Source organism: Pedobacter sp. AC163 (assembly GCF_979258665.1).
The window spans coordinates 1989168-2010358 of the sequence record NZ_OZ409872.1; the positions used below are offsets into that span (position 1 = coordinate 1989168).

The 21191-nt window shown below is 38.7% G+C and carries 20 protein-coding genes and 1 tRNA gene; 12 read left to right on the plus strand and 9 right to left on the minus strand.

Annotated features, from left to right (window positions below):
* Positions 1-84: 84 nt before the first annotated feature.
* From ACZZZK_RS08355 to ACZZZK_RS08365, 3 genes are all read right to left on the minus strand, one after another.
* Positions 85-1335, minus strand: coding sequence for a DUF2130 domain-containing protein (locus ACZZZK_RS08355; protein WP_463483751.1), 1251 nt, complete (start codon positions 1333-1335; stop codon positions 85-87).
* 91 nt (positions 1336-1426) lie between these two features.
* Positions 1427-1807, minus strand: a complete 381-nt coding sequence (locus ACZZZK_RS08360; RefSeq protein ID WP_463483752.1) for an OsmC family protein — start codon at positions 1805-1807, stop codon at positions 1427-1429.
* A 326-nt stretch (positions 1808-2133) separates the two neighbouring features.
* Complete coding sequence (locus tag ACZZZK_RS08365; RefSeq protein ID WP_463483753.1) at positions 2134-3141, minus strand: IS110 family RNA-guided transposase; 1008 nt, start codon at positions 3139-3141, stop codon at positions 2134-2136.
* Positions 3142-3509: 368 nt separating this feature from the next.
* Here ACZZZK_RS08365 and ACZZZK_RS08370 point away from each other — a divergent pair, with 368 nt between their 5' ends.
* Together ACZZZK_RS08370 and ACZZZK_RS08375 are read left to right on the plus strand one after the other, a co-directional pair.
* Positions 3510-3875: a YtxH domain-containing protein gene (locus tag ACZZZK_RS08370; RefSeq protein ID WP_463483754.1), complete on the plus strand. Its 366-nt coding sequence runs from the start codon at positions 3510-3512 to the stop codon at positions 3873-3875.
* 47 nt (positions 3876-3922) lie between these two features.
* Entirely contained in the window at positions 3923-4666 is a 744-nt protein-coding gene (locus ACZZZK_RS08375; protein WP_463483755.1) for a YdcF family protein, read from the plus strand.
* A 278-nt stretch (positions 4667-4944) separates the two neighbouring features.
* Here ACZZZK_RS08375 and obgE read toward each other — a convergent pair whose 3' ends face one another.
* From obgE to ACZZZK_RS08405, 6 genes are all read right to left on the minus strand, one after another.
* Entirely contained in the window at positions 4945-5940 is a 996-nt protein-coding gene (gene obgE, locus ACZZZK_RS08380; protein ID WP_463483756.1) for a GTPase ObgE, read from the minus strand.
* Positions 5941-6107: 167 nt separating this feature from the next.
* On the minus strand, positions 6108-6677 hold the full coding sequence (locus ACZZZK_RS08385; RefSeq protein ID WP_056851595.1) for an adenylate kinase: 570 nt from the start codon (positions 6675-6677) through the stop codon (positions 6108-6110).
* 316 nt (positions 6678-6993) lie between these two features.
* Positions 6994-7067: transfer RNA gene (locus ACZZZK_RS08390), tRNA-Arg, on the minus strand.
* Positions 7058-7300: a GIY-YIG nuclease family protein gene (locus tag ACZZZK_RS08395; RefSeq protein ID WP_463483757.1), complete on the minus strand. Its 243-nt coding sequence runs from the start codon at positions 7298-7300 to the stop codon at positions 7058-7060. Before ACZZZK_RS08395 ends, ACZZZK_RS08390 begins: the two co-directional genes overlap by 10 nt.
* Positions 7301-7467: 167 nt before the next feature.
* Positions 7468-7932, minus strand: a complete 465-nt coding sequence (locus ACZZZK_RS08400) for a redoxin domain-containing protein (RefSeq protein ID WP_463483758.1) — start codon at positions 7930-7932, stop codon at positions 7468-7470.
* A gap of 158 nt (positions 7933-8090) precedes the next feature.
* Positions 8091-8999, minus strand: a complete 909-nt coding sequence (locus tag ACZZZK_RS08405) for an SDR family oxidoreductase (RefSeq protein ID WP_463483759.1) — start codon at positions 8997-8999, stop codon at positions 8091-8093.
* A gap of 161 nt (positions 9000-9160) precedes the next feature.
* Here ACZZZK_RS08405 and atpD point away from each other — a divergent pair, with 161 nt between their 5' ends.
* The 10 genes from atpD to leuC all read left to right on the plus strand — a co-directional run bounded on the left by atpD (position 9161) and on the right by leuC (position 21145).
* Complete coding sequence (gene atpD, locus ACZZZK_RS08410; protein WP_463486283.1) at positions 9161-10663, plus strand: F0F1 ATP synthase subunit beta; 1503 nt, start codon at positions 9161-9163, stop codon at positions 10661-10663.
* 115 nt (positions 10664-10778) lie between these two features.
* A complete protein-coding gene (atpC, locus tag ACZZZK_RS08415; protein WP_231425138.1) occupies positions 10779-11024 on the plus strand; it encodes an ATP synthase F1 subunit epsilon in 246 nt (81 codons plus the stop codon).
* A 564-nt stretch (positions 11025-11588) separates the two neighbouring features.
* On the plus strand, positions 11589-12479 hold the full coding sequence (locus ACZZZK_RS08420) for an aminotransferase class IV (RefSeq protein ID WP_463483760.1): 891 nt from the start codon (positions 11589-11591) through the stop codon (positions 12477-12479).
* Positions 12480-12566: 87 nt separating this feature from the next.
* Positions 12567-14249 carry a dihydroxy-acid dehydratase gene (gene ilvD, locus ACZZZK_RS08425; protein ID WP_463483761.1) on the plus strand — a complete coding sequence of 561 codons (1683 nt, stop codon included), beginning with the start codon at positions 12567-12569 and terminating at the stop codon, positions 14247-14249.
* 45 nt (positions 14250-14294) lie between these two features.
* Positions 14295-14876, plus strand: a complete 582-nt coding sequence (locus tag ACZZZK_RS08430) for an ORF6N domain-containing protein (RefSeq protein WP_463483762.1) — start codon at positions 14295-14297, stop codon at positions 14874-14876.
* 21 nt (positions 14877-14897) lie between these two features.
* Entirely contained in the window at positions 14898-16649 is a 1752-nt protein-coding gene (gene ilvB, locus ACZZZK_RS08435) for a biosynthetic-type acetolactate synthase large subunit (protein WP_463483763.1), read from the plus strand.
* A gap of 89 nt (positions 16650-16738) precedes the next feature.
* Complete coding sequence (ilvN, locus tag ACZZZK_RS08440; RefSeq protein ID WP_056851585.1) at positions 16739-17377, plus strand: acetolactate synthase small subunit; 639 nt, start codon at positions 16739-16741, stop codon at positions 17375-17377.
* A 79-nt stretch (positions 17378-17456) separates the two neighbouring features.
* Positions 17457-17915 (plus strand): DinB family protein, encoded by a 459-nt coding sequence (locus ACZZZK_RS08445; RefSeq protein ID WP_463483764.1) that lies wholly within the window; start codon positions 17457-17459, stop codon positions 17913-17915.
* Between the two features lie 240 nt (positions 17916-18155).
* The gene (ilvC, locus tag ACZZZK_RS08450; RefSeq protein WP_463483765.1) at positions 18156-19637 is read left to right on the plus strand and encodes a ketol-acid reductoisomerase; all 1482 of its coding nucleotides are present in this window, start codon (positions 18156-18158) and stop codon (positions 19635-19637) included.
* An 86-nt stretch (positions 19638-19723) separates the two neighbouring features.
* Positions 19724-21145 (plus strand): 3-isopropylmalate dehydratase large subunit, encoded by a 1422-nt coding sequence (gene leuC / locus ACZZZK_RS08455; protein ID WP_463483766.1) that lies wholly within the window; start codon positions 19724-19726, stop codon positions 21143-21145.
* Positions 21146-21191 lie beyond the last annotated feature (46 nt).

Below are 21191 nucleotides of genomic sequence, written 5' to 3' on the forward strand. Positions count from 1 at the left end.
CTAATTTTTGTAACTAAATTTTTTCGGGTTAGCATTCCAGACCATTAGATTCTTCACTGCGTTCAGAATGACAAACGTTTGAAACTAATCCAACAGCAATGTTTCATCGTCATCAGTTAAACTTAACTGAATACTATCGCTACCGGCGATTCCTTCAATTGAGCCACGAATGTGCGTTGCATTTAACAATACTTTTTCAAGTTGCTTTTCTCGTGCTTTCCACAAACGTTCCATGGCATCACGTTCCCTTTGGATGGATAGTTTCATACTCATAAAACCTTCACGAATAGCTTTCCATTGCTCTGAAAATTCAGCTCCGGTGAGGTAATCGTAAAGCATGTGCATTTTATCTCCACGATTTTCCTGCGATTTCATAGCGCTTGATAACCGCAAAATTCCATCACGCAGCACATAAGCCACTGCATTTACTTCTTCGAAAGAGCAAATCCAAACCCCGTCTTTTTGTCCAAAGCAATCCATACCTTTTGGGTAACACTGACTTACAATTACCGCCACATCAACGCCCATGCTTCGCATATCTTTCTTCAGCTTTTCAATCCAGTCGCCACCAAAATCTTTCGTACGCTTGCTCTCATAAATAATTTTTCCGCATTCCTGTCCGAAATTGTTGCGCACCACCTGCACACAATCGGCACCACGAACCCCCTTCCCTACTTCTTCAATCAAATCGAAGGGAAAATTACTCCGCAACAATTCCTCTAAAATCAGTTCTTGGACTTCGCCTTGCAGCTGCATGCTGCCCTGCTCGGCCTTACGCTTCATTTCTTCGGCCAGTTTTTTCTGATCATCGAGTTGTTTCTCCAGCTCTTTTAAGCGGAGCTGATGTTCGGTATCTTTAATGCTATTTTTTTCGGCTTCCTGTTTACGAATTTGCTCTACTAACTCATTGCGTTGCTCCTGCATTTTGCGTTGGAAAGCCAATTCCATCTCCTCTTCCTTAATTTTTAAGCTTTCCTCACGTTTCAAAAACTGAAGTTCCTTGTCCCGTGCCAGTCTTAATTTTTCGGCATTGTCCCTTGCAGAACCTTCCAGCATCTGAAGTTTGGTCTCATAATCCGAAGCAATACTTTTACGTAAATTCTCTTCTAAATCGCCCTTGAGTTTGTTTTTCTCTTCAACCAGCTTTGCATCAAAAGCCTTTTGCTGCAGTTGCTTTTCATTTTCTATTGTGGCAAGCTTACGCTGAAATTCTTCATCTTTTTGTTTGGTAAAAGTGACCATTTTCTCACGCAGCTCTTTCTTATAATCTTCGGCCATTGCTTCTTCCATCGGAAAAACATGGGCACAGTTCGGACATTTAATTTCGGTGGCCATAAATAATTTTTCTACTTCCTAAAAAACTGAAGCGCTACAAAGATATTAAGACTTTTTAGCATTGTGTGAAACGAGTTTTGCACCGTTACCGTTAAAGCACTTTAGAGCGTACTTCATGACCAACGGTCAATATTTTGCTTACCGGGCACTTGGAGGCTATAACTTCAAGCCTTTGTTTCTGATCTTCTGTTAAATTGCCCGTACACGTAATTTCTTCTAAAAAAACATCTTCTGCATTTTCAATGCCCATATTAACTTCCACCTCAATTTTATCGACAGCCCAACCCTTTCTATCTACATACATGCGCAACGTTATGGCCACGCAAGATGCTAGCGAAGCCATTAGTAAACCTTTAGGAGCAAATCCTTTGTGTGTTCCGCCTAATTCTATCGGCTCATCTACGATCACTTGGTGAGATCCGTTTGTTACCGAACATGCATAATGCGCTTTGTTTATCGTTGCTTTTACCATTTAAAATGTATTTGATTCCAAATATTACGTTTTATTTTAAACATAGCGCTATAATTATTAGAAAATGAAGGGGAACCAACTTTAGGCGGTCTGTAGTCCTGCCATTTGCTTTACTTCGTTGTTAACCTCGAAAGGTTAACACTGCGTGCTCGCGTCTCTCAGGTTTATAAACGCTAGCCGCTGCAATAAAAATAAACCTGTTCCTGCAATTTTATTACGCTTTCTCTAATAGGTAATGTAACAAACGCTAGGTTTTTTACATAGCTGCACAGCTGTTGCCGCTTAAACCCGTATTCTATGGTTTTTGCAAATAAATTTTAAAATATTTAGGCAGCATTATAAAGATCTTTCTTATAGGGTCTGTCTTTCAATACTGCTGCAAAAGCTCTGCTGACCAGTTTGTTTCTCAATACGTTTAGAACAGCTGAATGATGCTTTCCTTCTTGTATCTTTCTGTCATAATACCTTTTGAACTCATTATCCTTTTTGATTGTGTTGAGCGCACACATGGTAAGTAGTGTTTTTATTCTTTTATTTGCCAGGTGGCTAACCTTTGGTTTCCCCTTTAGTGTTGTTCCAGAGGTATTTCCGAAAGGGGCAATACCACAATAACAGGCAAACTTCCTGGGATCCTCGAACAGACTGAATCCTTGCGTAAGGACCACGATAAACATCGCTGTCTGAGGCCCTATACAGTATACGGAGTTGACCAGACGATATTGCTTTTCAAGTAGTTTGTCCGCTTTTACACATCTTATAAGTTCCGCTTCAATCATGTCAATTTTCTTGTCATATTCTTTGATCAGTGACTTCCTGATCTCCAATGTAAAATCCGCTGAATCTCCATCGAAAGCTTCCAGCTCTCCACTTGCGTTTTTTAATGCCGTCTGTTGCTTCACAAGCTGCTTTCTACAGCTCAATAAATGCTTTAGCTTGCTTATGGTTTTGCTCGGAAGTTTAAAAAGAACAGCTTTGCGCCTATGTAAAAAACCATAGTTGGCTATTTCGGCAGCATCTGCCTTATCAGATTTGCCACGTTTTAGACCAAGGGAGCGCTTAAGCCTCAGGGCGTTCTCAACCCAGAGATTTCCGCCCTGTCCGTCAAAATAGGTGCAGATAGGAAGTGTGTAGAGTCCGGTATCCTCTGCGCAAAAAAGCATCTCAGCAATCGAAAGGCCGGTAAGCTCCTGCATCCAGGCCACCATTTCCTTACAGCCTTCCTCATTGTTGCTAAAGGTGCCATGAAACTGCTCATCAGGATTTTCAGTAAGAAAAAACACTACATCTGTTTTCATTTTTGAAACATCGATGCCCGCAAATAATCTGTAATTCATAACTTTGGGTTGTTAAGTGGAAAAAACAAACCTTAATGTTGAATAAAACTAAATCCCTTAACGGTCCAGCGAAGACTAAAATTCTATATGGTTCTTGTTCAACAAACGGCAGTGCTCTGATACGGGTTTTAGGTCTTTAACCTAGATCGAGCCAAAGTGCAGCACTGCCGTTAAGGTTTTATTCAAATCTCAAATATTTCTAAGAATATTCAAACCTAAGGGATCTTAGCGAGATGCTCCCGATTTTTTATCGGAGCAGAAGCGAGAGCGGGATCGATTTAAACCAATTGCTGCTGTAATTGCTTTCCAAAACAAAAAATATGAAACATTATTAACTTAGCGTTTGTTGAATTTAAAAGCTCATAATTATGAAATACAGAAAGTTAATCGGAAAATATGTTGCCCACAAATCTACCAATAACGCTCAAGTTGCATTGGCATTAGTGGCTGGCTTAGCAGCAGGGGCAATAGTAAGTATTTTATTTGCACCAGATAGTGGTTCAGGAACAAGAGGTAAAATTGCCAGTGGCGCAAAAAATTTACGCTATGGTTTTCAGGATAAATATAACTTGTTAAAGGAGAAGGTTTTTGGTGTAGAAGCAATAGAAAATGATATTGTAGAACATGAAGTGCCACATTATAAACATACGGTAACCAAAAAACCGAAATCAGACATTAAGGAAATTCTAGAGCATGCTCATGATAATGGGCAAGTTCAGGATGGCCAGGGATAACGCACAATTAGCAAAATAACCTTAATTTTGAGAGGTTATTTTGCTTTATGATATTTATTCTTTCAAAATTATTACTTTTTCTTTTGCAACCCATTGTATGGGTTTTCGCCGTATTATTATTTGCAATTTTTACGCGAAAAGAGCGGCGAAAGAAGATACTTTTTATAATAGCAGCCTCACTGCTTTTTGTTTTTTCGAACAGTTTTTTAATCGGAAAAATATACAACGTTTATGAACCCACTTATCCTAAATATCAGACATATGATATAGGGATATTATTAGGTGGTTTTTCTAAATCTACTCAACGTGGCGAACTTGCCGCAAATGAACGTGGAGATCGGCTTATTCAAACTATTTATTTATTTAAAACGGGTGTAATCAAAAAAATCCTGATTAGTGGTGGTTCCGGAAAACTGATTGGCAAAGAATCTATTGAAGCCGATTATGTAGCGAAGTATCTAAAACAGATTGGGATACCAGACTCATCCGTTTTGATTGAGAATAGAAGCAAGAATACGATAGAGAATGCAAAATATAGTGTAGAACTGATCAACAAAAATAAACGGGACGCAACCGTTTTGGTAATCACCAGTGCATGGCACATTCCGCGTTCAAAGATGATTTTTGACAAAGCTTTTAATAAGCAATTGGCTTATTACCCAACAGATTACATCGGTAAGGAAAAATATGATATATCAGACTATTACATGCCCAACGCAGATGCGCTAAGCTACTGGCAATTTATTTTGAAAGAATGGGTTGGATGTGTAGTAGACCGGCTTAGAAGTTAGGCTTGATTTTAATATGATATTGATAACTTATCGTTTTAAAATACTGAAGTACCCAAAAAATAATTTAGATGGACAGGTTGCGAACTAAACAATGTAACTTGTATGCCCAAATTACCTTCAACCTTCAACCTTCAACCTTCAACCTTCAACCTTCAACCTTCAACCTTCAACCTTCAACCTTCAACCTTCAACCTTCAACCTTCAACCTTCAACCTTCAACCTTCAACCTTCAACCTTCAACCTGCAACCTTCAACCTGCAACCTGCAACCTGCAACCCTTAGCTTTCAATCGCTTTTACAAGCATATCTTTTAGCTCCATTAAGTTTTTTTGTGCCACAGAAGAGATAAAAATCGACGGTATCTCTGGCAAATCCTGTTTCATTTCAGCCATTAATTCTTCATCCAACATATCAGATTTCGTAATGGCCAAAACGTGTGGTTTTTGCATTAATTCAGGATTATAAGATTGAAGCTCACTTTTTAAAATCTCGTATTCTTCTTTGATAGTTCTGCTGGTATCTGCAGGAACCATAAATAACAACACCGAATTACGTTCAATGTGACGCAAGAAACGATATCCTAAACCTTTACCTTTTGAGGCGCCTTCGATAATTCCCGGAATATCGGCCATAACGAAAGATTTGCCTCCGCGATAACTTACAATACCCAAATTAGGAACAATTGTGGTAAACGGATAATCTGCAATTTCTGGTTTAGCAGCCGAAACCACTGACAACAAGGTAGATTTTCCAGCGTTTGGAAACCCAACTAATCCTACATCTGCTAAAACTTTCAGTTCAAGGATATTCCAAACCTCTTTTCCTGGCTCGCCAGGTTGTGCAAAACGTGGAGTTTGCTGTACCGCGTTTTTGAAATGTGCATTTCCTAAACCGCCACGACCGCCAGCAGTTAAAATTTTAGTTTCCCCATCCTTAGTAATTTCAAAAAGAACCTCTCCGGTTTCAGCATCTTTAGCAATTGTTCCCAAAGGCACTTCGAGGATTTCATCCTGACCTTGCTTGCCGAATTTGTGTGAACTTCCGCCGGCACCACCATCCTGGGCAATGATATGCTTACGGTATTTGAGGTGTAATAATGTCCAGATATGAACGCTGCCTTTTACAATGATGTGGCCGCCACGACCACCATCACCGCCATCCGGTCCGCCCATAGAAGTCAAAATATCACGATGTAAATGTGCTGAACCAGCTCCTCCTTTACCAGAACGGCAGCAAATTTTTACATAATCTACGAAATTCGAACCCTGTGACATATTGATTTTAGATTTTAGATTGACGATTTTAGACTAAAAAAATCGATGAACTCTTGTTGTATTATTGTATTTAACGAATCTGATTTACAAAAATCGCTAAAAAACAAACATCCGCAAAAAACAACAACTGTTATTTTTGCGGATGTTAAAATTTATATTTTTATCCTTTAAAATTGATCAATTACTGCGCAAAGATCATTGTATACATTTTCAATTTCTCCAATGCCGTTTACTTTTTTCAACTTTCCTTGTTCTTCATAATAAGGCAAAACATGGATTGTTTTTTCAAAGTATTCTGAGATCCGTTTTTTTAACTTTTCCGCGTCATCATCCGGTCTGCCACTTGTTTTATGACGTTCAGCTATGCGTTTGGTAAGCTCCACCTGATCAACATCTAAAGCAATAACTCCAGCAATCTTGCTTCCTTTACGTTCTAAAAATAAATCGAGTTCTATTGCTTGAGGAACAGTACGAGGAAAACCATCAAATACGAAACCTTTTGCATCAGGATTTTTATCTACTTCTTCTTCAAGCATGGCAATTGTAATTGCATCAGGAACTAACTCTCCATCTGCTAACAATTGACTAACTTTTTTTCCTAATTCTGTTTCACCTTTAACGTGTGCTCTAAAAAGATCGCCTGTTGAAACATGTACCAACTGATATTTTGCAATCAGCTTTTCAGATTGGGTGCCTTTACCCGCCCCTGGAGGGCCAAAGAGAACTAAATTAAGCATTAACGTGGTTTAGGTTGTCTTTAAAATAAACAGTCTTGACAACAAGACATCAACTAATCATGAAAATCGCACAAAGCGCTGCCTTTCAAGGCTGCAAATATATCATTATTAATTTGGATGAGTTTTATAATTGAGAATTTATTTGAAAAACAAGGCAATTTGAAACCTATCTAAATTATTTTGCGAAGAATCTTATGATTTAGGGAATCTTTGCAGAATTTCTAGCAGATTTTTATGCAATTCTCAAAACAAGACTAGTTCATTATAAAAAATTGAACATAAAAAAAGAGGATCTCATTTCGAGATCCTCTTTAAGTGCACTTGTAGGGATTCGAACCCCAAACCTTCTCATCCGTAGTGAGATGCTCTATCCAATTGAGCTACAAATGCAATCTATCTAAAAACTCCCTGCCGCTGCCTGATTTGAGAAAGATTTCTCTACTTCTGGCTTCTTGAAGAGTTTCAAATTCTTCTTTATAAATCAATTCCCAAGGTCTGTCACCCTTCGTCGACCTAGTTGAACCTGCATTATGTTGTAAAAGTCTATTATCAGGGTTTTCTGACATCCCAATATAACGCCTTTTAACTTTTAAACTTCGTAATACATATGCGAAATAACTCACATTTACTCAGTTTAAATATTTCAGGGGTTTTTTAATTGAGCCCTGCCTGCCGGCAGGCAGGTACAAATGCATTTCCGTTTGTTAACGGACTGCAAAGGTAAGATTTGAGATTTAAATTCAAAATAATTTTGAAAAAAAATCTCAAATAAACTTAGCGTTACAGAATATTAAGCTTTCAAAGCATCATCAATCGCCTTAAAATCAGGCAAATCTTTGGCGTCTTCTAAAACTTCAGCATAAGCTATTTTTCCTTCCTCATCTATCACAAAAGCTGCTCTTTTGGAAACGCCTTTTAAACCGAACACAAATTCTGGGTAGATAGCACCAAACGATTCAGATACTTCCTTATTAAAATCAGACAATAACGGGAACTGATAATTTTGCACTTCTTTAAATTTGGCTAAAGAAAATGGAGAATCTACAGAAATTCCTAAAACTTGCGCATCAATTCCTTCGTAGAAACTGAAATTGTCTCTCATTGTACAAAGTTGTTCGGTACACGTACCCGTAAAAGCCATCGGGAAGAAGTGTATGATTACTTTTTTTCCTTTGAATGCAGATAAAGACACTTCCGCTAAATCTGAACTGTATAATTTAAAATCTGGGGCCTGATCGCCTATTTGTAATGACATATATTTATTATTGTTAAATTGTTTAATTGTTTGAATTGCTGGAATAAATTGGCTAACTGATAAATTGCGGTACAAAGTTTCGAAAAGAAAGAGCTTACGGATTTGTCTATTTCCTAATTTCCATCTCCCCCGTTTTTCTATTTTCCATTTCCTATTCCCTACTTTCTAATTTTCATCTGCTCATCCACGATCTTCAAACCTCCCTCAAAACTATGCGGCCGGTAATCCAAGTCGTTTATCGCTTTATCTAATACAAAACCGGTTCTCATTGGTCTCCTCGCCGTTTGGTTTAAGCCGACAGAACTTACTTCTGAAATAACCGATTGATCCAATGCCCAATAATCGGCAACTTTTCGCACTAAATCTGCAATGCTCATGTAATCTTTGCCAGATACATGATAAATTCCTTTGGCTTTTTTTTCAACAGCTAACAAACAAGCCTCCGCCAAATCTTCAGCTAAGGTTGGCATTCGCCATTGATCATTTACAACGTTTATTGGCAAACCTTTCTCCAATGCCCCCTTTGCCCACAATACAATGTTGCTTCTGCTCATATCACTGGTAATGCCATAAACCAAAATCGTTCTTATGACTACCCAATTTGCTGTCGATTTCTTAATTATTTCTTCGGCCAAAACTTTCGATTCGCCATAATAACTCACGGGGTTAACCGGATCAGCTTCTTTATATGGCCCTTCTTCCCCATTAAAAACAAAATCGGTACTTAAATGAATCAATTGGATATTTTTTTCTTCGCATAGCGATAAAAGATTTTGAACCGCTACTACATTTAATTGATAACACAACTCTTTATCCGCTTCGGCGGTATCTACATTGGTCATTGCCGCGGTATGAATGATGGCGTCTGGCTGATATTTATTTATAACTTCTTCAACCTGTTGCGGATTGAGAATATCCATTTCAGTATATTCATAGCCGGCTTTGACTGGATAACGGTTTATACCTTTTGATGTGGCTACTAACCTCACCCTACCCTCTGTCAAAATTTTTTCTGTTAATTTCTGACCTAAAAGTCCATTGCTACCGGTAGTTAAAATTGTTTTCATCGATTGATTTTATACCGCTAAACTACCCATTAAAATCGCCTAAGAAAAATTTGTAATATATATTTAAAATTTACTAATAATAACTTAACTTTGCCAACCGAATTGGAGCCCTTACAAACAGCTTTAATTCATTGACTGTAATAAATTTACTCACAACAGATATGCCTAACTTAGGAAAAATAGCACAAATTATCGGCCCAGTGGTTGACGTTAGCTTTGCTGATGATGCCCATCTACCTAAAATTTTCGATGCGTTAGAGATAACAAAAGAAAATGGACAAAAAATTGTTTTAGAAGTTCAACAGCATTTAGGCGAAGATCGCGTACGTGCAATCTCTATGGATTCTACTGATGGTTTAGTTCGTGGAATGAAGGTACTTGATACTGGTTCAGCGATTAAAATGCCAGTGGGCGATCAAATTAAAGGTCGTTTATTTAACGTAGTAGGTGATGCGATTGACGGTATTACTGCTGTAGATAAAACTGGCGGTCGTCCGATCCATGCTACTCCTCCTAAGTTCGAAGATTTATCAACTGAAACTGAGGTACTTTTCACAGGTATTAAAGTAATCGATTTATTAGAGCCTTATGCAAAAGGTGGTAAAATTGGTTTATTCGGTGGTGCTGGTGTAGGTAAAACGGTATTAATTATGGAGTTGGTAAACAACATCGCTAAAGCTTATGCTGGTTTATCAGTATTCGCAGGTGTTGGTGAGCGTACTCGTGAGGGTAACGATTTACTTCGTGAATTTATAGAATCAGGCGTAATCAACTACGGTGACGATTTCTTACACTCAATGGAAAAAGGTGGATGGGATTTGAAAGCAGTTGATACTGAAAAATTAAAAGAATCTAAAGCAACATTGGTTTTCGGTCAAATGAACGAGCCTCCTGGTGCACGTGCTCGTGTAGCATTATCAGGATTAACAGTTGCAGAATATTTCCGTGATGGTGATGGCGAAGGTGCTGGAAAAGACATCCTTTTCTTCGTTGATAACATCTTCCGTTTCACTCAGGCAGGTTCTGAGGTATCGGCTTTATTAGGCCGTATGCCATCTGCAGTAGGTTACCAACCAACATTGGCAACTGAAATGGGTTTAATGCAAGAGCGTATTACTTCAACTAAACGTGGTTCAATTACATCTGTACAGGCTGTTTATGTACCTGCGGATGATTTAACTGACCCTGCACCGGCAACAACATTTGCCCACTTAGATGCAACTACAGTACTTTCTCGTAAAATTGCTGAGCTTGGTATTTATCCGGCGGTAGATCCATTAGATTCTACTTCACGTATCCTTTCTCCTGCTGTTTTAGGCGATGAGCATTACAACACTGCACAACGCGTTAAAGAAACTTTACAACGTTATAAAGAATTACAAGATATCATCGCGATTTTAGGTATGGACGAATTATCTGAAGAAGATAAATTAGTAGTATCAAGAGCTCGTCGTGTGCAACGTTTCTTATCTCAACCTTTCCACGTAGCTGAGCAATTTACAGGCTTAAAAGGTGTGTTGGTTGATATTAAAGATACCATCAAAGGTTTCAACATGATTATGGATGGTGAAGTTGATGAGTATCCAGAAGCTGCATTTAACTTAGTTGGTAGCATTGAAGATGCTATTGAAAAAGGTAAAAAGTTATTGGCAGAAGCTAATTAGTATATAGTAGTTAGTACTTAGTATACAGATACGGTCTCTAGCCTAAGTACTACCTCAATAATTTATTTAGCGAACTAGTCTAATTACTAGTTACTAAATACTAACTACTAAAGAAATGAATTTAGAAATATTAACTCCAGATAAAAAAGTTTTCGAAGGTGAAGTAACAGCAGTTACCGTTCCGGGTACTTTAGGTTCTTTTCAGATTTTGAAAGACCATGCGGCGATCATCTCAACTTTAGAAGATGGAGAAGTTATTATCAAAGCTGGCAAAGCCGATGAGCAACGTTTTTTCATAAAAGGCGGTGTTGTTGAAGCCATCCACAACAAAATTGTTGTTTTGGCTGAAGGTATTGCTTAAATAAAATTAGTGCTGAATTTATTTTAGCATCATTATAGAAAGCCTTTCCGATTAATTTCGGGAAGGCTTTTTTGTTATAGTTACTGCTTAGAATTTGAACATTTCTCCAACCATAAGTCACATTTAGGAAGAAAATAGTAAATTTTACAATGCAAGCATAACAAACATACCGTATACCGTTTTGATATTCGGTATACCACCAACGGCATTAAATCACTAATTCCGTTTCTATAAAGAATAACATTCTGCTTAAACATAAAATTTAAAAATATTGTTCTTATTTAACTTTTTTCTGATTTCGCTTGCATATTAATGAACCAAAAACTAAATTGGTATTTATAAAGCATCAGAAAATAATGACAATTCAAAACAACAATCTTTTCAAAATCAGCACCGCAAATGCGGGCGGAAATATTGTGTTGTTATTTGTCATTATTCTAAACCTCCTACTCCTAATTTTAGGAAAGAAGACGGGCAGCTTTTAAATAGATTTAAAAAACTAAATATACCTAAAGCGTCCTGATACAAACAGGACGCTTTTTTTAAATAACAAAACGCAGTATTATGAAGTACTACAATTCTAATACGATTATTTATCTTGATGGAAGGTTCGAAAAAGCCGTAGATAGTGGCACCGACCTTTATGGCCAGTCGTTACACTATGGTTATGCGGCGTTCGAAGGTATCAGAGCATATAAAACGCACAATGGAAATCGGATTTTCAAAGCCGCTGCCCATTTTGACCGTTTAGAGCGTTCTTGCCAGCTGGCAAATATTCCTTTCCCATGGGATAAACAAGAATTAATTAAAGAAACCTACAAGCTTCTTTCTTTAAATAAGCTTAAGGATGCCTATATCCGTCCGTTGGTTTTTTGCCATCCAAACATGAAACTGACTGGACCAAGTGGGGTTTCGATACTGATCTGCGCCTGGGATTGGGAAGCTTATTCAGGGAATAAACTTTTAAAGCTCACCATCTCCGATTACGAAAGACCAAACCCGAAATCGACTCCGATGGAGGCTAAGTTAAGTGGAAACTATGTAAACTCTATTTTGGCAACTACTGCGGCCAACATAAAGGGCTATGATGATGCGCTACTTTTAGATATGCATGGATTTGTTGCAGAATCTTCGGGTGCGAACATTTTCTTAGAGAAAGACGGAAAATTATACACTCCATCGTTGGGTAATATTTTACCAGGCATTACCCGGGCAACGGTTAAAGAACTTTGTAGTGTCTTAGATATAGAATGCATCGAGAAAAAATTGACCGTTGAAGATTTGAGAAATGCGGATAGTGCCTTCCTATGTGGGACTGCCACCGAAATTGCAGGTATTGCCTCTATTGACGATATCGTTTTCCGCACTCTCTGGAGAGAATCTATCGGTTATACCATACAAAGAGCTTATAAAAACCTTGTACTGGAAAAAGTAAACTACGAGGTGATTATTTAGTATCAAGTAGTAAGTATTGAGTATCAAGATTGATTGCAAAACATTACAACCTTAAAACATTACAACATTACCACCAATTATTAAACAATGAGCGAATTAAACAAGTACAGTAAAACATTTACACAAGACCCAACACAACCTGCTGCACAAGCTATGTTATATGGAATCGGATTAACCGATGCAGATATGGCAAAGGCACAAGTGGGAATTGCAAGTATGGGTTACGATGGCAACACCTGCAACATGCACCTTAACGATCTTGCAAAAGATGTTAAAGCAGGGGTCTGGAAAAATGATTTAGTGGGCTTGGTTTTTAATACCATTGGCGTAAGTGATGGGATGAGTAACGGAACAGATGGGATGCGTTACTCATTGGTTAGTCGCGATGTAATTGCTGACAGTATCGAAACCATTTGCGGTGGACAATATTATGATGGAATTATCTCCATTCCAGGCTGTGACAAAAACATGCCGGGAGCAATCATGGCTATGGCCCGTTTAGATCGTCCGTCAATTATGGTTTACGGCGGAACGATTGCTCCAGGACATTATAAAGGCGAAGAATTAAATATAGTTTCAGCATTTGAAGCATTAGGACAAAAAATCTGTGGTAATTTATCTGAAGAAGATTATCAGGGAATTATAAAACATACTTGTCCGGGTGCAGGTGCATGTGGAGGAATGTACACTGCAAACACGATGGCATCAGCTATCGAAGCTTTAGGTATGAGTTTGCCTTACTCCTCTTCAAACCCGGCAATTAGTCCGGAGAAAAAGCAAGAGTGTTTAGATGCCGGAAAATACATCAAGATATTATTAGAAAAAGATATCAAACCATCTGATATTATGACGAGGAAGGCATTTGAAAATGCCATCCGTTCGATCATTATTTTAGGAGGAAGCACCAATGCAGTACTACATTTTATTGCAATGGGTAAAGCTATCGGAGTTGAAATTACCCAGGATGATTTCCAGAGAATGAGCGATGTAACTCCGGTTTTAGCTGATTTTAAACCAAGTGGAAAATACCTGATGCAAGATTTACACCAATACGGTGGCATTCCTGCAGTATTGAAATTCTTATTGAATGAAGGTTTGTTACATGGCGATTGCTTGACCGTAACTGGAAAAACTATGGCTGAAAACTTGGCTGATGTGAAATCAATTATGGATTATGATCAGAAAATCATTCAGAAACTAAGTGAACCAATCAAACCAACAGGTCACTTACAAATTCTTTATGGAAATTTAGCGGAGAAAGGTTCAGTTGCAAAGATTTCTGGTAAAGAGGGCGAAAAATTTGAAGGTCCGGCACGTGTGTTTGACGGTGAACATGATTTAATTGCTGGTATTTCTAGCGGTCGTGTTCAACCGGGTGATGTAATTGTAATCAAAAACTCTGGCCCAGTTGGTGCTCCAGGTATGCCTGAAATGTTAAAGCCAACTTCAGCCATTATCGGTGCGGGTTTAGGTAAATCGGTTGCTTTAATTACCGATGGTCGCTTTTCTGGTGGAACACACGGCTTTGTAGTAGGTCACATCACGCCAGAATCTTATAAAGGAGGTTTAATTGGTTTGGTTGAAGATAATGATCCGATTTTAATCGACGCCGTTAATAACATTATCAGTCTCCAGGTAAGCGATGAGATTATCGCAGAGCGAAGAAGCAGATATGTGCAACCGGCACTAAAGGTAACAAAAGGCGTGCTTTATAAATATGCTAAAACAGTATCAGATGCAGCAAGTGGTTGTGTAACTGACGAATATTAAATTTTGAGGTCATCCCGACTATAAATCAATATTAAACTTAAAGATATGCAGATTATTAAGAGCATTCAAAGTAGAATTTATATGATTCGGGGTGAAAGAGTAATGTTAGATTTCGATTTAGCTTTGCTTTATGAAGTTGAAACAAAGGTTTTGAATCAAGCGGTTAAGCGTAACATACGACGCTTTCCGGAAGATTTTATGTTTCAATTAACAATAGAAGAGTGGGGAAATTTGAGGTTTCAAATTGAAACCTCAAATGAAATTACCCCGTCCTCACAGATTGTGATAATGAACCGGTCACAAATTGTGACCGGTTCCCAAAAACACCGTGGGAACCTACCATACGCTTTTACAGAGCAGGGTGTAGCCATGCTAAGTGGGGTTTTGAGAAGTGAAAGGGCAATTAATATGAACATTGCCATTATGAGAGCATTTGTAGATATTCGCAAAATTTTGCTAAAACAAAGCAATATTAATGAACAGCTACTTGAAATTAAAGAGCGACTTGGAGAGCATGATGTTCAATTAAGCGAACTCTACGATGCAATGGATAACATGCTCGACGAAAAAATTGCTCAATTAAAATGGAAAGATAGGGAGCGGATTGGGTATAAAATTAAAGAATAATAGAACCGTAAAAACATAATTATGGAAACTGCACAAGATACGATACAACAAACCGAGGCGAAAGCAGAAGCTTCAAAAACTTTATTCAAAGGAACAGGTTCGCAGGTTTTGTTGAATGGATTAATTGAAGAAGGCGTAACCACCATCTTCGGCTATCCGGGCGGCGCTATCATGCCAATTTACGATGCACTTTACGATTACGCAGACAAATTAGAACATATTTTGGTTCGCCATGAGCAAGGTGGCATTCATGCGGCTCAAGGTTTCGCCAGAAGCAGTGGAAAAGTAGGCGTATGCTTCGCGACGAGCGGTCCGGGTGCTACAAACTTAGTTACTGGTTTGGCTGATGCGCAAATTGATAGTACACCTTTGGTTTGTATCACTGGGCAGGTTTTTGCACATTTATTGGGAACCGATGCTTTTCAGGAAACGGATGTGATTAATATTACAACCCCCGTTACTAAATGGAATTATCAGGTTACCGATGCTAAAGAGATCCCGGAGGTTTTGGCTAAAGCATTTTATATCGCAAAAAGTGGCAGACCAGGACCAGTTTTAATTGACATTACTAAGAACGCACAATTACAGGTTGAGGAATTTCCTGAATATGTAAAATGTAATCATATCCGTTCTTATCGCCCAAAACCAAAAGTTAGGGTTGAATATATTGAGCAAGCGGCAGCATTAATCAATGCAGCAAAAAAACCATTTGTATTATTCGGACAGGGCGTTATTTTAGGCAAAGCGGAAGCAGAGTTCAAAGTGTTTCTTGAGAAATCTGGCATCCCAGCTGCCTGGACAATCATGGGTGATGGCGCAATTCCAACTTCACACCCATTAAATGTGGGTATGCTTGGGATGCATGGCAATTACGGTCCGAATGTTTTGACTAATGAATGTGATGTATTAATCGCGATTGGAATGCGTTTCGATGACCGCGTAACTGGCCGTTTAGACAAATATGCCAAACAGGCAAAGGTAATTCATTTCGATATCGACCCTGCTGAAATTGATAAAAATGTAAAGGCAGAAGTAGGTGTTTGGGGCGATTGTAAAGAAACCCTACCCCTATTAACCAATCTTGTTAATGAAAGCAAACACGAAGAATGGTTAGCGAAATTCAAAGATTATAATCAGCAAGAAATAGACCAGGTCATTACGCCAGAGCTTCATCCAACAAGTGATGAAATGACTATGGGCGAAGTATTGCGTAATATCAATGAAATCTGCGGCGGCGATGCTATAATCGTAACCGATGTTGGTCAACACCAAATGGTTGCCTGCCGTTATGCCAAATTTAATAATACCCGCAGCAACATCACTTCTGGTGGTTTGGGTACCATGGGCTTCGGCTTGCCGGCCGCAATTGGTGCAAAATATGGTGCGCCAGATAAAACGGTTATCGCAATTATCGGTGATGGAGGTTTCCAAATGACACCACAGGAACTGGGAACCATTATGCAGTTTGGTGCGGCAGTAAAAATTTTGATTTTGAATAATCGCTTTTTAGGAATGGTTCGCCAATGGCAACAATTATTCCACGATAAACGATACTCTTTTGTAAACATTACCAGTCCTGATTTTGTGGCCCTGGCTAAAGCATATTACATCGAGGCCGATAAAGTTGATGAACGTGCCAACTTAAGAAAAGCTTTGGAAACGATGATCAATCACGAAGGTTCTTACCTTTTAGAAGTGATGGTTGGAAGAGAAAATAACGTTTTCCCAATGGTTCCACAAGGAATGAGCGTAAGTGAAATTAGGTTGAAATAGTTAAGATAAAAGAACAACGAGCAAGGAATAAAGATAAAAAAAGGCATGATGTCTTTTATCCTTGTTCCTTTATCCTTAATCCAATAAACATGAGTACTGAAAATACAATACAACATACAATAGATAAAGCTGATATCGACGGGAAGCAAGAGTACACCATCACCGTGTATGCTGAAAATCGCATTGGTTTATTAAACAGGATTGCGATTATTTTCTCGAAAAGAAAAATTAATATCGAAAGTTTAAATAGTTCTGCTTCCGAAATCGATGGTATCCACCGTTTCAACATCGTCATTACCGAAAGTTATGAAGTGGTGCGGAAACTTGCCCGTCAAATTGAAAAGCAAATTGAAGTTCTGAAAGTCTATTTCAATACCAATGAAGAAATTATCTGGCAGGAACTAGCCCTGTACAAGGTTTCTACAGATGAAATTGCGGAAAAAGTAACCGTAGAACGTTTGCTTAGACAATATGGCGCAAGTGCCGTGGTAATCCGTAAAGATTATACCGTTTTTGCCGTAACTGGCCACAGAGAAGAAACCGATGCGCTAGTGAAAGCACTTGAGCCTTACGAACTGATTGAGTTTGTACGTTCTGCAAGGGTTGCGATTATTAAAGATAGCGCTGGTTTCCACGAGAAACTGAAAGAATTTGAGGCCTTTGAACCCGGGGAAGAACTGGTAGAAAATGAGTTTTTAGATAAAGGCGAGAAGATATTTACAATGTAAATGAATACGACGTTAGAAGTTGTAAGTTATAAGTTCAGCACGTAAACCGTATAACTTAAAACCTAAAACAATAGAAAAAATGAACGAAATATTTGATTTTATAAATACGTCACGCAAAGCCTTTATTCAGTTAATAGATGGCTTAACGATTGAGCAATTGAATGAAATCCCTGAAGGTTACAACAACAATATCATTTGGAATTTCGGGCACATTGTAGTGAGCACACAAACCCTTTGCTATGTACGTAGCGGTATTTTGGCAGATACAAGCTCGGTAAAGTTTAACGAATTCTACAAGAAAGACACTCGGCCAACATACACTGTAACGATGGAAGAAGTTGAGGAATTAAAAGCTTTAGCACTTGATAGCGTTGAAAAGATAAAAGAAGATTATGCGAATGGCGTTTTTGCAAACATCACGCCTTTTTCAACTTCCACCTATGGAGCAGAGATGAAAAGCATAGAAGAAGTGCTGGTTACCACTATAGGACACGATAATGTGCATTACGGATATGCCTGGGCACTGAAGAAAGCGTAGAAAGGGTTTAGGGTTAGCGAAAAGACGAAAGCTAACACACTCGTCATTGCGAGGAACGAAGCAATCTTAATGCGATAGTTTAAAACCTAGCGATAGTTATAGGATGGCTTCGTTCCTCGCAATGACGACCGCACATAACATATCGGTCAATTATTCCGAAAAGAAAAACTGTTTCGTGAAACCACGGACTTGACAATAATATTATTAGAAAATAGAACCATAAAATAAATAACAAAAACGATGTCAAATTATTTTAACACATTACCTCTAAGAGAAAAATTGAACCAACTGGGTGTTTGCGATTTCATGGATAGCAACGAGTTTTTAGATGGCGTTAGCGCTTTGAAAGGCAAAAAGCTGGTGATTGTTGGCTGCGGTGCTCAAGGCTTAAATCAAGGTTTAAATTTAAGAGATAGTGGTTTAGATGTAAGCTACACATTGCGCAAAGAGGCGATTGAAGGCAAAAGAGATTCATGGAAAAATGCCACCGAAAACAACTTCAAAGTGGGTACTTACGAGGAGTTAATTCCAACTGCCGATGTGGTAATTAACCTTACACCAGATAAACAACACACTGCCGTTGTAAACGCAATTATGCCTTTAATGAAGGAAGGTGCAACGTTATCTTACTCGCACGGTTTCAACATTGTGGAAGAAGGCATGCAAATCCGTAAAGATTTAACGGTTATTATGGTGGCACCAAAATGCCCAGGTAGCGAGGTTAGAGCAGAATATGTTCGTGGTTTCGGTGTACCAACTTTAATTGCTGTACATCCAGAAAACGATCCTCAAGGTAAAGGGTTAGCACAGGCTAAAGCGTATTGCGTAGGCACTGGCGGGCACAGAGCTGGTGTTTTAAAATCATCTTTCGTGGCTGAGGTTAAATCTGATTTAATGGGCGAGCAAACCATCCTTTGTGGTTTATTGCAAACTGGCTCTATCCTATCTTTCGATAAAATGGTAGAGAAAGGAATCGATGCTTGTTATGCATCCAAATTGGTTCAATATGGTGTTGAGGTAATTACTGAGGCTCTAAAGCAAGGAGGTATTACTGCAATGATGGACAGATTAAGCAATGTTGCTAAAATCAAGGCTTTCGAAATTTCCGAAGAATTGAAAGACATTATGCGTCCTTTATTCCAAAAGCACCAGGATGATATTATGAGTGGTGAGTTTAGCCGCACGATGATGGAAGATTGGGCTGCTGGTGATAAAAATTTGTTGAAATGGAGAGCTGAAACTGGTGAAACGGCTTTCGAAAAAACGCCTGCTGGCGATGTTAAAATCGGTGAGCAAGAATACTTCGACAATTATTTATTAATGGTTGCTTTCGTTCGTGCAGGTGTTGAATTGGCTTTCGAAACAATGGTGCAAGCAGGGATTAAACCAGAAAGTGCTTACTACGAAAGCTTACACGAAACACCTCTTATTGCTAACACCATTGCTCGTAAGAAATTATTTGAAATGAACCGTGTAATTTCTGATACTGCTGAATATGGTTGTTATTTATTCGACCAGGCTTGTAAACCACTATTAGCCGATTTCATGAAAAAAGTGGATACTGATTTAGTGGGTAAAAACTTTAACGACGGTAAAGATGGTGCTGTAGATAATCGAAAATTAATTGATGTTAACGAGGCTATCCGCTCGCATGAGGTAGAACAAATTGGTGCTACTTTGCGTAAAGCGATGACTGCTATGAAAGCGATTAAAACGGCATAACCCCCAACCCCCTGAAGGGGGTTTTAAATACAAAACCAAACCTCGCAGGTTTTAAAAACCTGCGAGGTTTAAAAAAGATTAACAAGATGTCAAAAACATTAGTAGAAAAAATTTGGGATGCACACGTTGTAAAAAGCGAAGAGGGATTTCCTGATATTTTATACATTGATACACACTTAATACACGAGGTAACTTCTCCGCAGGCTTTTGATGGTCTGCGCAAAAGAGGTTTGCCTGTCTTACGTCCGAAACAAACGGTGGCAACTGCCGACCATAACGTGCCAACTTTAAACCAGTTACAGCCAATTAAAGAAGAGCTTTCTCGATACCAGGTAGATATGCTGACCAAAAATTGTGCAGAATTTGGGATTGAATTGTATGGCTTAGGTCATCCTTTTCAAGGCATTGTCCACGTAATCGGGCCTGAATTGGGTATTACCTTACCAGGAAAAACGATGGTTTGTGGAGATAGTCACACCTCAACACATGGTGCTTTTGGCGCAATTGCTTTCGGTATCGGAACCTCGCAAGTGGAGCAGGTTTTTGCAACGCAATGTTTATTGCAATCAAAACCTAAAACCATGAAAATTGAGGTTAACGGCGAATTAGGAAAAGGTGTTGGTGCAAAAGACATTATCCTTTACATCATCTCTCAAATTTCTGCAGCTGGTGGCACGGGTTATTTCATTGAGTATGCGGGTTCTGCAATTGAAGCTTTAAGTATGGAAGCCCGAATGACGATCTGCAACATGAGCATAGAAATGGGTGCCAGAGGTGGATTAATTGCACCAGATCAAACTACTTTCGATTATATTAAAGGAAGAGAATTTGCGCCAGCTGGCGAAGAGTGGGATAAAGCTTTGGCTTATTGGAAAACTTTATATAGCGATGCTGATGCGAAATTCGATAGTGTATTAACTTTCGATGCAGCAGATATTGCGCCAATGATTACCTACGGAACCAATCCGGGAATGGGAATGGGAATTCAAGAACATATCCCTGCAACCAATGCTCAACCTGAGAAAGAAAAACTTTCTTATCAAAAGGCGTTAGATTACATGGGTTTTGATGATGATGCGTCGTTAATTGGAAAACCTGTTGATTATGTTTTCATTGGAAGTTGTACCAACTCTCGTATAGAAGATTTACGCGAAGTAGCTGATTTTGTAAAGGATAAACGCAAAGCGGATAACGTAACGGTTTGGATTGTTCCGGGCTCTAAACAAGTAGAGCAACAGGCTAAAAACGAAGGATTAGACAAAATTTTCGAAGCAGCAGGTTTCCAATTACGTGAACCAGGTTGCAGTGCTTGTTTAGGGATGAATGAAGATAAAATTCCAGCTGGAAAATATTGCGTTTCTACATCGAACAGAAATTTTGAAGGTAGACAAGGACAGAATGCCAGAACGTTACTGGCCAGTCCGCTAACAGCTGCTGCCGCTGCCGTAACCGGCGTGATCACGGATGTTAGAGAAATGCTTGAACCGGTAGAAGGTGGCCTAACCTAGTCGTCATTGCGAGGCACGAAGCAATCTATTTTACATGAGAGATTGC

Coding starts and splice junctions, on each gene's coding strand:
- ACZZZK_RS08420 (WP_463483760.1), top strand. CDS start 11,589: ATGAAGTACTACAATTCTAATACGATTATTTATCTTGATGGAAGGTTC.
- ilvN (WP_056851585.1), top strand. CDS start 16,739: ATGAGTACTGAAAATACAATACAACATACAATAGATAAAGCTGATATC.
- ilvB (WP_463483763.1), top strand. CDS start 14,898: ATGGAAACTGCACAAGATACGATACAACAAACCGAGGCGAAAGCAGAA.
- ACZZZK_RS08400 (WP_463483758.1), bottom strand. CDS start 7,932: ATGTCATTACAAATAGGCGATCAGGCCCCAGATTTTAAATTATACAGT.
- ACZZZK_RS08375 (WP_463483755.1), top strand. CDS start 3,923: ATGATATTTATTCTTTCAAAATTATTACTTTTTCTTTTGCAACCCATT.
- ilvD (WP_463483761.1), top strand. CDS start 12,567: ATGAGCGAATTAAACAAGTACAGTAAAACATTTACACAAGACCCAACA.
- ACZZZK_RS08355 (WP_463483751.1), bottom strand. CDS start 1,335: ATGGCCACCGAAATTAAATGTCCGAACTGTGCCCATGTTTTTCCGATG.
- ACZZZK_RS08360 (WP_463483752.1), bottom strand. CDS start 1,807: ATGGTAAAAGCAACGATAAACAAAGCGCATTATGCATGTTCGGTAACA.
- atpC (WP_231425138.1), top strand. CDS start 10,779: ATGAATTTAGAAATATTAACTCCAGATAAAAAAGTTTTCGAAGGTGAA.
- leuC (WP_463483766.1), top strand. CDS start 19,724: ATGTCAAAAACATTAGTAGAAAAAATTTGGGATGCACACGTTGTAAAA.
- ACZZZK_RS08405 (WP_463483759.1), bottom strand. CDS start 8,999: ATGAAAACAATTTTAACTACCGGTAGCAATGGACTTTTAGGTCAGAAA.
- obgE (WP_463483756.1), bottom strand. CDS start 5,940: ATGTCACAGGGTTCGAATTTCGTAGATTATGTAAAAATTTGCTGCCGT.
- ACZZZK_RS08430 (WP_463483762.1), top strand. CDS start 14,295: ATGCAGATTATTAAGAGCATTCAAAGTAGAATTTATATGATTCGGGGT.
- ilvC (WP_463483765.1), top strand. CDS start 18,156: ATGTCAAATTATTTTAACACATTACCTCTAAGAGAAAAATTGAACCAA.
- ACZZZK_RS08365 (WP_463483753.1), bottom strand. CDS start 3,141: ATGAATTACAGATTATTTGCGGGCATCGATGTTTCAAAAATGAAAACA.
- ACZZZK_RS08445 (WP_463483764.1), top strand. CDS start 17,457: ATGAACGAAATATTTGATTTTATAAATACGTCACGCAAAGCCTTTATT.
- atpD (WP_463486283.1), top strand. CDS start 9,161: ATGCCTAACTTAGGAAAAATAGCACAAATTATCGGCCCAGTGGTTGAC.
- ACZZZK_RS08370 (WP_463483754.1), top strand. CDS start 3,510: ATGAAATACAGAAAGTTAATCGGAAAATATGTTGCCCACAAATCTACC.
- ACZZZK_RS08385 (WP_056851595.1), bottom strand. CDS start 6,677: ATGCTTAATTTAGTTCTCTTTGGCCCTCCAGGGGCGGGTAAAGGCACC.